The sequence below is a fragment of the Klebsiella sp. 2019SCSN059 genome, assembly GCF_021739525.1.
GTDB lineage: Bacteria > Pseudomonadota > Gammaproteobacteria > Enterobacterales > Enterobacteriaceae > Klebsiella > Klebsiella quasipneumoniae.
Window position 1 is genome coordinate 130,746 of sequence record NZ_JAKKOM010000009.1, and the last position, 13,791, is coordinate 144,536.

The window sequence follows — 13,791 nt, forward strand, 5'->3', positions numbered from 1 at the left end:
GGCATAACGGACTGGCGATGAAGCGACTGAAAACTGAATTGAATGCGCTGGTCAACCGCGGGGTTGACCGGCATTTACGGCTGGCGGTGACCGGCCTGAGCCGCAGTGGCAAAACGGCGTTTATCACTGCGCTGGTCAACCAACTGCTGAATATTCACACCGGCGCCCGCCTGCCGCTGCTGAGCGCTGCGCGCGAAGAGCGACTGCTCGGCGTCAAGCGCGTACCGCAGCGGGACTTCGGCATTCCGCGATTCACCTACGATGAAGGGCTGGCCCAGCTGTACGGCCAGCCCCCCATGTGGCCAACCCCGACGCGCGGCGTTAGCGAGATCCGTCTCGCGCTGCGCTACCGTTCCAACGACTCCCTGCTGCGCCATTTTAAAGACACCTCCACGCTGTATCTGGAGATCGTCGACTACCCGGGCGAGTGGCTGCTCGATCTGCCGATGCTGGCGCAGGATTATCTGAGCTGGTCGCGGCAGATGACCGGACTCCTGCAGGGACAGCGTGCGGAGTGGTCGACCCGCTGGCGGCAGTTGTGCGCCGGGCTGGATCCGCTGGCCCCTGCCGACGAGGCCCGGCTGGCCGAGATCGCCGCCGCCTGGACGGATTATCTGCACGCCTGTAAGCGTGAAGGGCTGCACTTTATCCAGCCCGGACGCTTTGTCCTGCCCGGCGAAATGGCCGGCGCGCCGGCGCTACAGTTTTTCCCATGGCCTGACGTCGATGCCGTCGGCGAAGCCAAGCTGGCGCAGGCCGATAAACACAGCAACGCCGGCATGCTGCGCGAACGCTACAAGTACTACTGCGAAAAGGTGGTGAAGGGGTTCTACAAAGAGCACTTCCTGCGCTTCGACCGACAGATTGTGCTGGTGGACTGCCTGCAGCCGCTGAACAGCGGGCCGCAGGCGTTTAACGATATGCGCCTGGCGCTGACCCAGCTGATGCAAAGCTTCCATTACGGGCAGCGCACCCTGTTCCGCCGGCTGTTTTCGCCGGTCATCGACAAGCTGCTGTTCGCCGCCACCAAAGCCGACCACGTCACGGTAGATCAGCACAGCAATATGGTGTCGCTCCTGCAGCAGCTGATCCAGGACGCGTGGCAGAATGCCGCCTTCGAGGGGATCAGTATGGATTGCCTGGGGCTGGCGTCCATTCAGGCGACCCAGAGCGGGCTGATTGAGCTGAACGGCGAGAAAATCCCCGCCCTGCGCGGCAATCGGCTGAGCGACGGCCAGCCGTTGACCATCTATCCCGGCGAGGTGCCGGCGCGCCTGCCGGGGCAGGCCTTCTGGCAGCAGCAGGGATTTCAGTTTGAAAACTTTCGTCCGCAGGTCATGGATGTCGATCGGCCCTTGCCGCACATTCGCCTCGACGCGGCGCTGGAATTTTTGATTGGAGATAAACTGCGATGAGCGAACCGTTAAAACCGCGGATTGATTTTGATGGCCCGCTGCAGGCGGAAAAAACGCCGCCGCTGAAAAGCGCCCGCGCCTTCGACCGACGGGAAGCCGACAACTTCGCGCCGGCGCTTCTGGTGACCGGCGAAGAGGAAGAGGGGGCGGCAGAGGCGGTGGTGGAGTCGGTGCTGCGGCCGAAACGCAGTCTGTGGCGGCGGATGGTCAGCGCTGGCCTGGCGATCTTCGGCGTCAGCGTCGTGGCGCAAGGAGTGCAGTGGACCGCCAACGCCTGGCAGACGCAGGACTGGATTGCGCTGGGCGGCTGCGCTGCCGGGGCGCTGATCGTCGGCGCCGGCGTCGGATCGGTGGCCACCGAGTGGCGCCGCCTGTGGCGACTGCGCCAGCGCGCCCACGAACGCGATGAAGCCCGCGATATGCTGCACAGTCACGCGGTCGGCAAAGCGAAATCCTTCTGTGAGAAGCTGGCGCAGCAGGCGGGTCTGGATCAGTCGCATCCGGCGCTGCAGCGCTGGTATGCCGCCATCCACGAAACGCAAAGCGACCGGGAAGTGGTCAGCCTCTATGCCCAGCTGGTGCAGCCGGTGCTCGATGCCCAGGCGCGGCGGGAAATCAGCCGTTCGGCGGCGGAGTCGACGCTGATGATCGCCGTCAGTCCGCTGGCGCTGGTGGATATGGCGTTTATCGCCTGGCGCAATCTGCGGCTGATCAACCGAATTGCCACCCTGTACGGCATTGAGCTGGGGTATTACAGCCGCCTGCGTCTGTTTCGCCTGGTGCTGCTGAATATCGCTTTCGCCGGCGCCAGCGAACTGGTGCGCGAGGTGGGCATGGACTGGATGTCGCAGGATCTGGCGGCCCGGCTGTCGGCGCGCGCCGCGCAGGGCATCGGCGCCGGTCTGCTTACCGCCCGCCTTGGTATCAAGGCGATGGAGCTGTGCCGCCCGCTGCCGTGGATCGCCGATGATAAACCGCGGCTCGGCGATTTTCGTCGCGAGCTGATTGGGCAGCTGAAAGAGACCCTGCAGAAAAGCAAAACCAGTCCGGAGAAGTAACCTCCGCTCAGAGACATCGCCGGGCGGCGGTTTCGCCTTGCCCGGCCTGCGAGGTCGAGTCCAGGCTTGCGCACCTGCCGCGCCGCGGGCAATGTCCGGTCATACGCATTCCGCCGCCAGCCACTCGCTGAAGGCGCGAAAGCGCGGGCGCGAGCGGTTCTCCTGCGGACAAATCAGATCATAGCCAAAGGGAGATTCCGCCTCGTCTTCGGACAAGGCTACCAGTCTCCCGGTGGCGAGCAGCGGCTGGATCAGCGTTTTACGCCCCATCACGACCCCGAGTCCATTCAGCGCCATCTCAATGGCCAGCGAGTGGTTGTTCACCGCGTAATACCGGCCGTCAAAGGGTAACGCCTGTCCGCTTTGCTGGCACCACAGGCGCCATTCGGCAAACTGATCCTGCACGTCGGTGGATTCGCAGGCATGGATCCAGACGATCGCCGCCGCGTCACCGCCGCTCAGCGGGCGATACTGCCGGCGATACTCTGGAGAGCAGACCGGCAGCAAACTTTCCGCCATCAACCGTTGTTGATAAAGATCGGGATAGCGCGTGGCGCCGTAATAAATCGCGAGGTCCACCCGCTCCTCGTTAAAATCCATCACCCCGGCGCGGACGCGAAACTGTAGATTTAGTCCCGGCCACTGGGCCTGGAAGCGGGGCAGGCGGGGCATCAGCCAAAGATGGGCCAGGGTCGGCGCAATACCAATATGCAGCGTGCCGCGCAGATCCTGTTCGCGAATATCCTCAATTTCATCGTTAATCGCCCGCAGCGAATGGCTCAACGTCGTCAGCAGGCGTTTGCCTTCCTCCGTCAGCGCCAGTTTACGCGTCATGCGAATAAACAGGCGAAACCCGATATGCATCTCCAGCTTGCGGATCCGATGGCTGACCGCCCCCTGGGTCAGGTTCATTTCATGCGCGGCGAGGGTAAAACTCAAATGGCGGGCGGTCACCTCAAAGGTCTGCAGCAGCGCAAGGATGCTTTGTTGTTCAAGCACAGGTTGTCTCCCTTATGCATTAATTTGCTTCATGCATAGGCCGATTTAATTCGTTTGTTACGCCAGTTTGGCCGGTTTTAAATAGTTATATCGTAACTAAACCGAGGTATACCATGTCAGGACTCAAAATTGTGGTGATTGGCGGCGGCTCCAGCTACACCCCGGAACTGATTGAAGGTTTGCTTAACCGCTATCACGAGATGCCGGTCGCTTCGCTATGGTTGGTGGACATTGAAGAGGGCAGAGAGAAAGTCGAGATCATCGCCGGACTGGCGCGGCGAATGATCGCCAAAGCCGGGCTGATCATCGAGGTGGTGGCTACCCTGGATCGGGAGAGCGCCCTGCGCGATGCCGATTTCGTCTGCTCGCAGTTTCGCGCCGGCTGCCTTGACGCCCGCATCAGCGATGAACGTATTTCCCTCAAGTATGGCCTGATCGGCCAGGAGACCAACGGCCTTGGGGGCTTCGCCAATGCCTGCCGTACCATTCCCATCGCCCTGGCGATTGCTGCCGATATGGAACGACTCTGCCCTGACGCCTGGCTGCTGAACTTTACCAACCCGTCGGGGATGGTGACCGAAGCGATCCTGCGCCACAGTCGCATCAAAGCCGTCGGCCTGTGTAATGTGCCGGTGATTATGCAAAAAGGGGTGACCACCCTGCTGCAATGCGCTGACGAAAAAGAGGTAGTGATGCAGGTCGCCGGCCTGAACCACTTTATCTTCGTGCGCCAGGTCCTGCACAAAGGAAAAGAGTGGCTGCCGGAGGTCATCGCCGAGATCAATGCCGGTCGGGATCCGCTGGTGCCGCGCAACATTCCGCCGTTCCGTTGGCCGTCGCATCTCCTGCAAGGCTTAGGCATGATCCCCTGCGCCTATCTGCGTTATTACTACATGAAGGACGATCTGCTGCGTCAGGAGCTGGCGGAGGCGGGCGGCGAAGGGACCCGTGGCGAAGTGGTTAAGCAACTGGAAAAAACCTTGTTTGAACAGTACAGCGACCCGCACCTCGCGGTTAAACCGAAGGCGCTGGAGGGCCGTGGCGGTCAGTACTATTCCGAGGCGGCCTGCGAGCTGATGAATGCCATCTATAATGACAAGCGCATTATCATGCACGTCAACACGCGCAACAACGGCGCCATCAATGGCCTGCCGGATGACTGTGCGGTAGAGGTCAGCTCGCTGATCACCGCTTCCGGTCCGCTGCCCCTCAACGTGGCGCCGTTCCCTGACGATACCCTGCGTTTGCTGCAGCTGATGAAATCTTTCGAACAGCTGACCATCGAGGCCGCCATCACCGGCAACCGCCATACGGCGTGGCGCGCGCTGGTGCTGAATCCGCTGATTGTCAGCGGCGAGAAGCTCGAACAAGCGTTGGATGACGTGATCGCCCATAACCGCCAGTGGCTGCCTGCCTTCCATGCTTAACCCCCAATTAACCGGCCGGATGGCCGGTTAATTGACCACTGACCGCCTGACTTTACGGCGCAACGCCCATTTTTCCGCCATGCTGTCAATAATTGTTGACAGTTAGCTTCCCGAAAGTCCATTCCTGGCCTATTATTCTCCGGTCATTGGCACTTTTAGGGTGAACACTCCCATGCGTCTTGAAGTCTTTTGTGAAGACCGCCTCGGTCTGACTCGTGAATTGCTCGATTTGCTGGTGCTGCGCGGCATTGATCTGCGTGGTATCGATATTGACCCTATTGGCCGTATCTACCTCAATTTTGCCGAACTGGAGTTCGCCACCTTCAGCAGCCTGATGGCGGAGATCCGCCGTATCGCCGGCGTGACAGACGTGCGCACCGTGCCGTGGATGCCATCCGAGCGTGAACATCTGGCGCTGAGCGCGCTGCTGGTGGCGATGCCGGAGCCGGTGCTGTCGCTGGATACCAAAGGCAGGGTCGAACTGGCCAACCCCGCCAGCTGCCTGCTGTTTGGCCAAAGCCAGGCGAAGCTGCGCAACCATCCGGTGGCGCAACTGATCGACGATTTTAACGTCCAGCGCTGGCTGGAAAGCAGCCCGCAGGAGACGCTGGCGGAGCATGTGGTGGTGAATGGGCAGAACTACCTGCTGGAAGTGACCCCGGTTTATCTGGAAGGGGAGCATAACGAGCGAGTGCTGACCGGCGCGGTGGCGATGCTGCGCTCAACCGTGCGCATGGGACGCCAGCTGCAGACCATGACCAGCCAGGACACCAGCGCCTTCAGCCAGATCCTCGCGGTGGGGCCGAAAATGCGCCACGTGGTGGATCAAGCGCGTAAGCTGGCGATGCTCAGCGCGCCGCTGCTGATTGTCGGCGACACCGGCACGGGTAAAGATCTGCTGGCGCATGCCTGCCATCTGGCCAGTCCGCGGGCGGGCAAACCCTATCTGGCGCTCAACTGCGGCTCCATTCCCGAGGACGCCGTTGAGAGCGAGCTGTTCGGTGACGCGCTGCAGGGCAAAAAAGGCTTCTTTGAGCAAGCTAACGGCGGCTCGGTGCTGCTGGATGAAATTGGCGAGATGTCGCCGCGAATGCAGACCAAGCTGCTGCGCTTCCTCAACGACGGCACCTTCCGCCGCGTCGGCGAGGATCATGAAGTGCACGTCGATGTGCGGGTGATCTGCGCGACGCAGAAAAACCTGGTCGAGCTGGTGCAGAAAGGGCTGTTCCGGGAAGATCTTTACTATCGCCTCAATGTCCTGACGCTGTATCTGCCGCCGCTGCGCGACTGCCCGCAGGACATTATGCCGCTGACCGAGCTGTTCGTGGCGCGCTTTGCCGATGAGCAGGGGATCCCCCGACCGAAGCTCTCCGCCGATCTCAGTACGGTACTCACCCGCTACAGCTGGCCCGGCAACGTCCGCCAGCTGAAGAATGCCGTTTATCGCGCGCTAACCCAGCTGGAAGGATTCGAGCTGCGTCCGCAGGATATTTTGCTGCCGGACCACGACATCGCCTCGCTGCCGGTGGGCGAGGAGGCCATGGAAGGATCGCTGGACGACATTACCCGCCGCTTTGAGCGCTCGGTATTGACCCAGCTCTATCGCAGCTACCCCAGCACCCGTAAGCTGGCGAAGCGGCTGGGGGTGTCGCATACCGCCATCGCCAATAAGCTGCGCGAATATGGTTTGAGTCAGAAAAAGGGCGACGAATAATCGCTGAACGCCGGCGACGCTCGTCGCCGGTATCCCGGCCTGCAAAGCGGGCTAAACCTGTATATACTGGTTTTTTAATCCTTTTTCCGGGGTGGTGCATATTGGCGTCGCGTCGCGCGATCGGGCAATGGCTGACATTGCTGCTGCTCTCAATTCTCTTTTCCTCGCTGCTGTTACGCATTCATCTGCCGGCAGCGCTGCTGCTGGGGCCGCTGATTGCCGGTCTGATTTTGAGCCTGCGCGGGGTGAAGCTGAGGATCCCCCGCGCCTGTTATCTGGCGGCGCAGGCTATCGTCGGCTGTATGATCGCCCGCGCCATTAACCCCTCCGTTTTTGGCGTGCTGTTCAACAACTGGGCGCTGGTGCTGGCGATCCTGTTAACGACCCTGGCGATCAGCGGCCTCACCGGCTGGCTGCTGGTCCGCTACAGCGCGCTGCCGGGCGCCACCGGCGCCTGGGGAAGCTCTCCCGGCGGGGCGTCGGCAATGGTAGTGATGGCTCAGGAGTACGGGGCTGATGTACGCCTGGTGGCGCTGATGCAGTATCTGCGAGTGCTGTTTGTCGTCGGCGCGGCGGCGCTGGTGGTGCGCTATGCCCTGGGCAACGAGGCGCAAACAATGAGCCAGGCTATCGTCTGGTTTCCACCGTTGACCCTTCATTTCCCTTTAACGCTGCTGCTGACAGCGGCGGGCTGCTGGCTGGGCGTGCGGCTGCGCATTCCTTCCGGCGCCATGCTGCTGCCGATGCTGCTCGGCGCGCTGGCCCAGGGGGGCGGCTGGGTGATGCTGGAGCTGCCGGAGTGGCTGCTGGCGATGGCCTACGCGGTGCTGGGCTGGACGGTGGGACTGCAGTTTAACAAGGCGGTGTTTCTGTTGGCCCTGAAGACGCTGCCGCAGATTATCGCCTCCATTGTTGGGCTGATCCTGATGTGCGCCCTGATGGCCCTCGGCCTGACCCATATTCTGCAGATGGATTTCATGACCGCCTATCTGGCCACCAGCCCTGGCGGACTCGACACGGTGGCGATTATCGCCGCCGGCACCCGGGCGGATATGTCGTTTATTATGGCGCTTCAGACGCTGCGGCTGTTTACCATCCTGCTGACCGGCCCGGCGATGGCGCGGGCTATTTCCCGCTATGCGCCGCGGCAATAAAAAGCCCCCGCAGAGCGAGGGCTGAGTACATAGCATGTCCGCAGGCGCGATGCCCCCGGGCAGTCTGTTATCAGGCTTTCAGGGCGGCCAGCGCGGCGTCGTAGTCCGGCTCTTCGGTGATTTCGTTCACCAGCTGGCTGAAGACAACCTGATCGTTTTCATCGATAACGACCACCGCGCGAGCGGCCAGGCCCGCCAGCGGACCGGCGGCGATGGCGACGCCGTAGTCAGCGAGGAACGAGGCGCCGCGCAGCGTGGAAAGGGTCACCACGTTGCTCAGGCCTTCCGCGCCGCAGAAGCGGGACTGGGCGAACGGCAGGTCAGCGGAAATGCACAGCACCACGGTGTTGTCCAGTTCAGCGGCCAGCTGGTTGAATTTACGCACTGATGCGGCGCACACGCCGGTATCAATGCTCGGGAAAATATTCAGTACTTTACGTTTGCCGGCGTACTGGCTCAGCGCGACGTCAGAGAGATCTTTGGCGACCAGCGTAAACGGCTGCGCTTTAGCGCCTGCCTGCGGAATGGTGCCCTGAACAGAAACGGGGTTGCCCTGGAAATGCACGGTTTGTGACATGGTTATCTTCCTGTTTACATATAGTTAACGTCGCGAGTAGTGTATGACATCCGCCAGCTACACGGCAAACCCTATTTAACATTTACCAGAGAGGACAAGGGAATGCGCAACGTGCGAGTGTATGAGGAAGCCTGGCCGCTCCACACCCCCTTTGTGATCGCCCGCGGCAGCCGCAGCGAGGCAAAAGTGGTGGTGGTGGAACTGGAAGAGGACGGTGTGAAAGGGGTGGGGGAATGCACCCCGTATCCCCGCTATGGCGAGAGCATCGCTTCGGTCATGGCCCAGGTGATGGCGATCGGCGAACAGCTGGAGGCGGGACTTACCCGCGAACAGCTGCAGCGGCTGCTGCCGGCAGGCGCCGCGCGCAATGCCATTGACTGCGCCCTGTGGGATCTGCAGGCGCGGCGCGAAGGCAAAACCTTGCCCCAGCTACTGGGGGTGACGTTGCCAAACCGGGTGATCACCGCCCAGACGGTGGTCATTGGCACGGCGGATCAGATGGCGGCCAGCGCCGCGGCGCTGTGGCAGAAGGGCGCTCAGCTGTTGAAGGTGAAGCTCGACGACCGGCTGATCAGCGAGCGGTTAATCGCTATCCGTCAGGCGGCGCCGGAGGCTACGCTGATTGTCGACGCCAATGAATCCTGGCACAGCGAGGGGCTGGCGGCGCGCTGCCAGCTGCTGGCGGACCTCGGCGTGGCGATGCTTGAGCAGCCGCTCCCTGCCGACGCCGATGCGGCGCTGGAAAATTTCGTCCATCCGCTGCCAATTTGCGCCGACGAGAGCTGCCATACCCGGGAGAGCCTGCCCAGGCTGCGCGGACGCTATGAGATGGTCAATATCAAACTGGACAAAACGGGCGGCCTGACCGAAGCGCTGGCCCTCGCCGAGGAGGCAGAACGACAGGGCTTTGGACGGATGCTGGGCTGTATGCTCTGCACCTCGCGCGGGATCGCCGCCGCGCTACCCCTGGCGCCGCTGGCGCGCTTCGCCGACCTCGACGGCCCGACATGGCTGGCGGTGGACGTCGAGCCGGCGCTGCGGTTCAGCACCGGCGTGCTTCATCTTTAAGCCTGCCAGCGCAGCAGGTCGGTCATCGCCGGCAGGTAACGCTCGGTTGCCTCGTCGGCGGAGACCGGCGGGAACTCAGCGGTGATGCTGGGGAGTCCGATATCAGCGCACCAGCTGCCAAAGGAACCTGGGGTGTCGTAGCCCACGCTGCCGACCAGCGGTAGTGAGAAGGCGTCGGCCAGCCAGTGTCCCAGCGGGCTGTGTCCCGGGTCTTCGATGCAGGCCAGCGGATCGTGAAAGGAGACCACCCACGCCGGATGGATCTGATGGATCAACTGACACAGGGCCTGGGTCTCTCGCTCCGAGCCCGGCTGTTCGCCGGTCAATAACACCACGTCTCGTTCCGTCGCCGCGCTGTTCCAGCGGTACACCGTTTCCCCTTGTCTCCAGTTAGCGGCCGGAAAGTTACGGTTGAGGTCAACACCGCGGGCGTTGGCGCGCAGCCCGAGCTGACAGCCGTCAGGATTGACCGTCAGCACCACGTGGTGGCGGCGCAGCTCCGGCTTCAGGGTGCGCAGGGCGCAGGAGAGGGTCACAATCGACGAATTCTCATCGCCGTGGGTGCCGGCAATAATCAGGCCGCTGCGGCTGTCGGCCATCGGCGCAGGAAACCACAGCAGCGGCGCGCCCAGTTCCGAGCTGCCGTACTGCCGGGTCCCCGGCGGAAAGTCGCCGCGCTGCGGGCGAGGACGTGAAATAGACATAGGGCTTCCTGTGTGTCGTTATTATGTAGTGTTGGCGAAAAGCGTGTTGGAATCAAACCCATTCCCTGAGGTGTGAAATCCGACGGCACATCAATTTTCTATCATATGTTGTTTGCAATTTCAGGTGATGAAACAAATAATTATCGCTCTGTTGGCGGTGTTTTTTTCTCATTTTAAAGGGGATCTTATGAAGTATCCTGTCGCTTTGACATGCGGCGCGCTGTGGTTAGCCAGCGTATCTTCTCTGGCCTGGGCGGCGGACGTACCGCCGGGCACGGTACTGGCGGAAAACCAGCTGTTAGTGCGCCATATCAAAGATGAACCCGCCTCGTTAGATCCCGCAAAAGCGGTGGGCCTGCCGGAAATCCAGGTGATCCGCGATCTGTTTGAAGGTTTAGTCAATCAGGATGCGAAAGGCAACCTGATCCCGGGCGTGGCGACCCGCTGGCAGAGCAACGATAACCGCGTCTGGACCTTTACCCTGCGCGATAACGCCCGCTGGTCCGACGGCACGCCGGTCACCGCTGAGGACTTCGTCTATAGCTGGCGGCGTCTGGTGGACCCGAAAACCACCTCGCCGTTCGCCTGGTTTGCCGCGCTGGCGGGGATCGCCAACGCGCAGAACATCATTGATGGCAAAGCCGCGCCGGAGACCCTGGGGGTCACCGCCGTCGACGCCCACACCCTGCGGGTGCAGCTGGATAAGCCGCTGCCGTGGTTCAGCAACCTGACCGCCAGCTTTGCCTTCTACCCGGTACAAAAGGCGAACGTCGACAGCGGGGCAAACTGGACGCGGCCCGGCAGCCTGGTGGGCAATGGCGCCTATGTTCTGAAAGATCGCGTCGTGAATGAAAAGCTGGTAGTGGTGCCCAACACCCACTACTGGGATAACGCCAAAACGGTGATCCAGCAGGTCACCTTTGTGCCGATCAACCAGGAGTCCGCCGCCACCAAACGCTATCTGGCCGGCGATATCGATATCACCGAATCTTTCCCGAAAAATATGTATCAGAAGCTGCTGAAGGATATTCCGGGGCAGGTGTATACCCCGCCGCAGCTGGGCACCTACTATTACGCCTTTAATACCCAAAAAGGGCCGACGGCGGACGAGCGGGTGCGACTGGCGCTGAGTATGACCATCGATCGCCGGGTGATGGCGGAGAAGGTGCTGGGGACCGGGGAAAAACCGGCCTGGCGCTTTACCCCGGACGTAACGGCGGGCTTCACGCCGCAGCCGTCGCAGTTTGAGAGCATGAGTCAGGCCGAGCTTAACGCTCAGGCGAAAGCCCTGCTGGCTGCCGCTGGCTATGGCCCGAATCGCCCGCTGAAGCTGACGCTGCTGTATAACACCTCTGAGAACCACCAGAAGATTGCCATCGCGGTGGCGTCGATGTGGAAGAAGAACCTCGGCGTGGAAGTGAAGCTGCAGAATCAGGAGTGGAAAACCTATATCGACAGCCGCAACACCGGCAATTTCGATGTGATCCGCGCCTCGTGGGTAGGGGATTACAACGAGCCGTCCACCTTCCTGTCGCTGCTGACCTCCACCCACAGCGGAAATATCTCCCGCTTTAACGATCCGGCATACGACAAAATCCTCGCCCAGGCGGCGGTGGAAAATTCAGCCAAAGCGCGTAACGACGATTACAACGCGGCGGAGAAGATCATTATGGTCAAAGCGCCGATTGCGCCGATCTATCAGTACACCAACGGTCGGCTGATTAAGCCGTGGCTAAAAGGCTACCCGATCACCAACCCGGAAGATGTGGCCTATAGCCGTACCATGTATATCGTTAAACACTGATGCGTACTGGCCTCCTGCTCAGGGCAGGTTGCCATTGCTGAAGCCGGAGCTGGCGCGGATTACGGCGCCAGTTTCTCCTGCTCACCTTCTCCCGCCACAGTAGAAAGCATCACTTTTCTGGTAGTATGGCCGACTGAAACCAGGTCTAACCCTCTGAAAGCGAAGCATCAGAAGATCTCATCCGCTGGGTTTTTGTCATGATGCTCAACGTATTCGGCAATCATACCATCCGGATGCTGAACCAGCATGTTCCAGCCGGTTGGCACGATCTTCACCGGGTTGATAATCGTTGCTCCGGTGGAAGGCAAATGTTTCTCCCAGGCGGAAATGTCGTTGACCAGGAAAGTGGTCTCGGTAGCGCGAAAAGGCGCCAGGCTTTTCTCGGTTCCGCCGATTAACAGCACCGAACCCACCTGCGCCAGTTTGAGATCGTATTCAGGATAGTCGAAACGCAACCTCGCCTTCTGCGCGATGAGGTTTTCATAGAACGAAACGGTTTCTTCATAACAGCTCAGCAGCACGCATCGCCGGATCAGAATATTGAGGACTTTCATTACGCCTCCTTTGCCATTGACGTAGAGATAGCCTGGCAGTCCTGAGGTGGAATGCAATGCTTAAGCGTTTAAGAGGTATTTCAAGAACAGGCGTGGGTAGGCGAAGAAAAAGGGTTTGCGCAGCAGGGAAATATGCGTTGTTTAACTTGTTACGAAGCGGTGCTGTATTATAACTTTATAATCAAATAGGCGAGTCGCAAAATTGATACTGATATAAGATCATTTCCGCCTTGCATGACAATTTGCATAGTTCGGAATTAAGCGAAAGCTCTGAGCTCAGCCCCTCCACCAACTGATACCTGCTGCCCGCAGGCATCCTCTGCTACATTCGCAATGTATCAATAACCGCTCTCAGCGCGGGCGACACATTGCGGTGCGGGTAATAGAGAAATGAACCTTCCAGACGCTGGCTATAACGTTGGAGCACCCGGATAAGCGTGCCCTGCGCTAGATCGTCGGTAATCAGTTCTTCCGGGACATAGGCCAGCCCCAGACCGAGCCTGGCCGCTTTGGCTTCCATATAGCTATCGGCGAAAGCCCACTGTCCCTGCGGCGGATGAGTGATTTTTTTGCCCTCCACGTTAAGTTCCCAGGCGTAAAGGCTGCCGTCGCCAAACTGATAAGCGATGCACGGGTGGACGACTAAATCGGCGGGCGTTTGTGGAAAGCCGTAGCGTCGAAAATGTTCCGGTGTACCCACCACCGCCATCTCCATATCGGGCGAAATGCGTACCGCAATCATGCCACTTCCGACTTCCGGGCCCAGACGTACGCCCGCATCGAATCGCTCCGCAATAATATCGACAAACCGGCTTTCGCTGATCAGTTCCAGTCTGATATCGGGATAGCGTTGTTTAAATACTGCCAGCTTCGGCAGCAGGACTTTATCAATGGCATGCTGGCTGGCATTGATGCGTACCGTACCGGAGGGCGTTTGACGATAGTGGGCCAGCGTTGCGAGTCCCATATCTAAGGCGTCGAAACCGGATTCGACATTGTGATAGAGCTGCTCACCCGCCTGAGTGAGCGACAAACGGCGGGTGGTGCGCACCAGAAGCTGAACGCCCAGGCGCTCTTCAAGTTCACGAACCGCACGGCTGATCCCGGACTGCGCCAGGCCGAGTCGTTGCGCTGCGGCGGTAAAACTGCCTTCCCGCACCACCTGCATAAACAGATAAAGGTCATTATAGTTTTCCCGTTTCGCCATTCTCCCGCCTCGTGATCCGCATGCCATTTAGAACAACATGGTATTAATCTTAGCATTTTTTACCCACTAATCAGCACTATTACTGCTGACTACACTAAGCCCACGACAAC

Annotated in this window: 12 protein-coding genes and 1 pseudogene; 8 read left to right on the forward strand and 5 right to left on the reverse strand. The window is 60.3% G+C overall.

The window, feature by feature from the left end; translation table 11 throughout:
- The first annotated feature begins 17 nt into the window (after positions 1–17).
- On the forward strand, positions 18–1,415 hold the full coding sequence (locus L2I46_RS12675) for a YcjX family protein (protein ID WP_032452561.1): 1,398 nt from the start codon (positions 18–20) through the stop codon (positions 1,413–1,415).
- Positions 1,412–2,473 carry a YcjF family protein gene (locus L2I46_RS12680; RefSeq protein ID WP_023289359.1) on the forward strand — a complete coding sequence of 354 codons (1,062 nt, stop codon included), beginning with the start codon at positions 1,412–1,414 and terminating at the stop codon, positions 2,471–2,473. The genes L2I46_RS12675 and L2I46_RS12680 overlap by 4 nt, the downstream gene beginning before the upstream one ends.
- Positions 2,474–2,572: 99 nt before the next feature.
- Here the strand turns inward: L2I46_RS12680 and L2I46_RS12685 are convergent, their stop codons facing one another.
- Complete coding sequence (locus L2I46_RS12685; RefSeq protein ID WP_223825673.1) at positions 2,573–3,442, reverse strand: LysR substrate-binding domain-containing protein; 870 nt, start codon at positions 3,440–3,442, stop codon at positions 2,573–2,575.
- 143 nt (positions 3,443–3,585) lie between these two features.
- On the opposite strand from L2I46_RS12685, the gene L2I46_RS12690 reads away from it, so the two are divergent.
- The 3 genes from L2I46_RS12690 to L2I46_RS12700 all read left to right on the forward strand — a co-directional run bounded on the left by L2I46_RS12690 (position 3,586) and on the right by L2I46_RS12700 (position 7,767).
- Positions 3,586–4,899 (forward strand): 6-phospho-beta-glucosidase, encoded by a 1,314-nt coding sequence (locus tag L2I46_RS12690; protein ID WP_023289361.1) that lies wholly within the window; start codon positions 3,586–3,588, stop codon positions 4,897–4,899.
- A 172-nt stretch (positions 4,900–5,071) separates the two neighbouring features.
- Positions 5,072–6,613 (forward strand): transcriptional regulator TyrR, encoded by a 1,542-nt coding sequence (gene tyrR / locus L2I46_RS12695; protein ID WP_085550754.1) that lies wholly within the window; start codon positions 5,072–5,074, stop codon positions 6,611–6,613.
- A gap of 101 nt (positions 6,614–6,714) precedes the next feature.
- Positions 6,715–7,767, forward strand: a complete 1,053-nt coding sequence (locus tag L2I46_RS12700; RefSeq protein ID WP_072420346.1) for an AbrB family transcriptional regulator — start codon at positions 6,715–6,717, stop codon at positions 7,765–7,767.
- A 70-nt stretch (positions 7,768–7,837) separates the two neighbouring features.
- On the opposite strand, the gene tpx is transcribed toward L2I46_RS12700, so the two are convergent.
- Positions 7,838–8,344, reverse strand: coding sequence for a thiol peroxidase (gene tpx / locus L2I46_RS12705; protein ID WP_085550755.1), 507 nt, complete (start codon positions 8,342–8,344; stop codon positions 7,838–7,840).
- Positions 8,345–8,446: 102 nt separating this feature from the next.
- Here tpx and ycjG point away from each other — a divergent pair, with 102 nt between their 5' ends.
- Positions 8,447–9,412: an L-Ala-D/L-Glu epimerase gene (ycjG, locus tag L2I46_RS12710; RefSeq protein ID WP_048297345.1), complete on the forward strand. Its 966-nt coding sequence runs from the start codon at positions 8,447–8,449 to the stop codon at positions 9,410–9,412.
- Here the strand turns inward: ycjG and mpaA are convergent.
- Entirely contained in the window at positions 9,409–10,116 is a 708-nt protein-coding gene (gene mpaA / locus L2I46_RS12715; RefSeq protein ID WP_236947906.1) for a murein tripeptide amidase MpaA, read from the reverse strand. The genes ycjG and mpaA overlap by 4 nt on opposite strands.
- A gap of 72 nt (positions 10,117–10,188) precedes the next feature.
- Here mpaA and L2I46_RS12720 point away from each other — a divergent pair.
- A pseudogene (locus tag L2I46_RS12720) lies at positions 10,189–10,307 on the forward strand (hypothetical protein).
- Positions 10,304–11,920, forward strand: coding sequence for a peptide ABC transporter substrate-binding protein (locus L2I46_RS12725; protein ID WP_023289366.1), 1,617 nt, complete (start codon positions 10,304–10,306; stop codon positions 11,918–11,920). The pseudogene L2I46_RS12720 and the gene L2I46_RS12725 overlap by 4 nt, the downstream one beginning before the upstream one ends.
- Positions 11,921–12,087: 167 nt before the next feature.
- Here the strand turns inward: L2I46_RS12725 and L2I46_RS12730 are convergent, their stop codons facing one another.
- Entirely contained in the window at positions 12,088–12,474 is a 387-nt protein-coding gene (locus tag L2I46_RS12730) for a VOC family protein (protein WP_072420345.1), read from the reverse strand.
- Positions 12,475–12,796: 322 nt separating this feature from the next.
- Positions 12,797–13,681, reverse strand: a complete 885-nt coding sequence (locus L2I46_RS12735; RefSeq protein ID WP_065806146.1) for a LysR family transcriptional regulator — start codon at positions 13,679–13,681, stop codon at positions 12,797–12,799.
- Positions 13,682–13,791 lie beyond the last annotated feature (110 nt).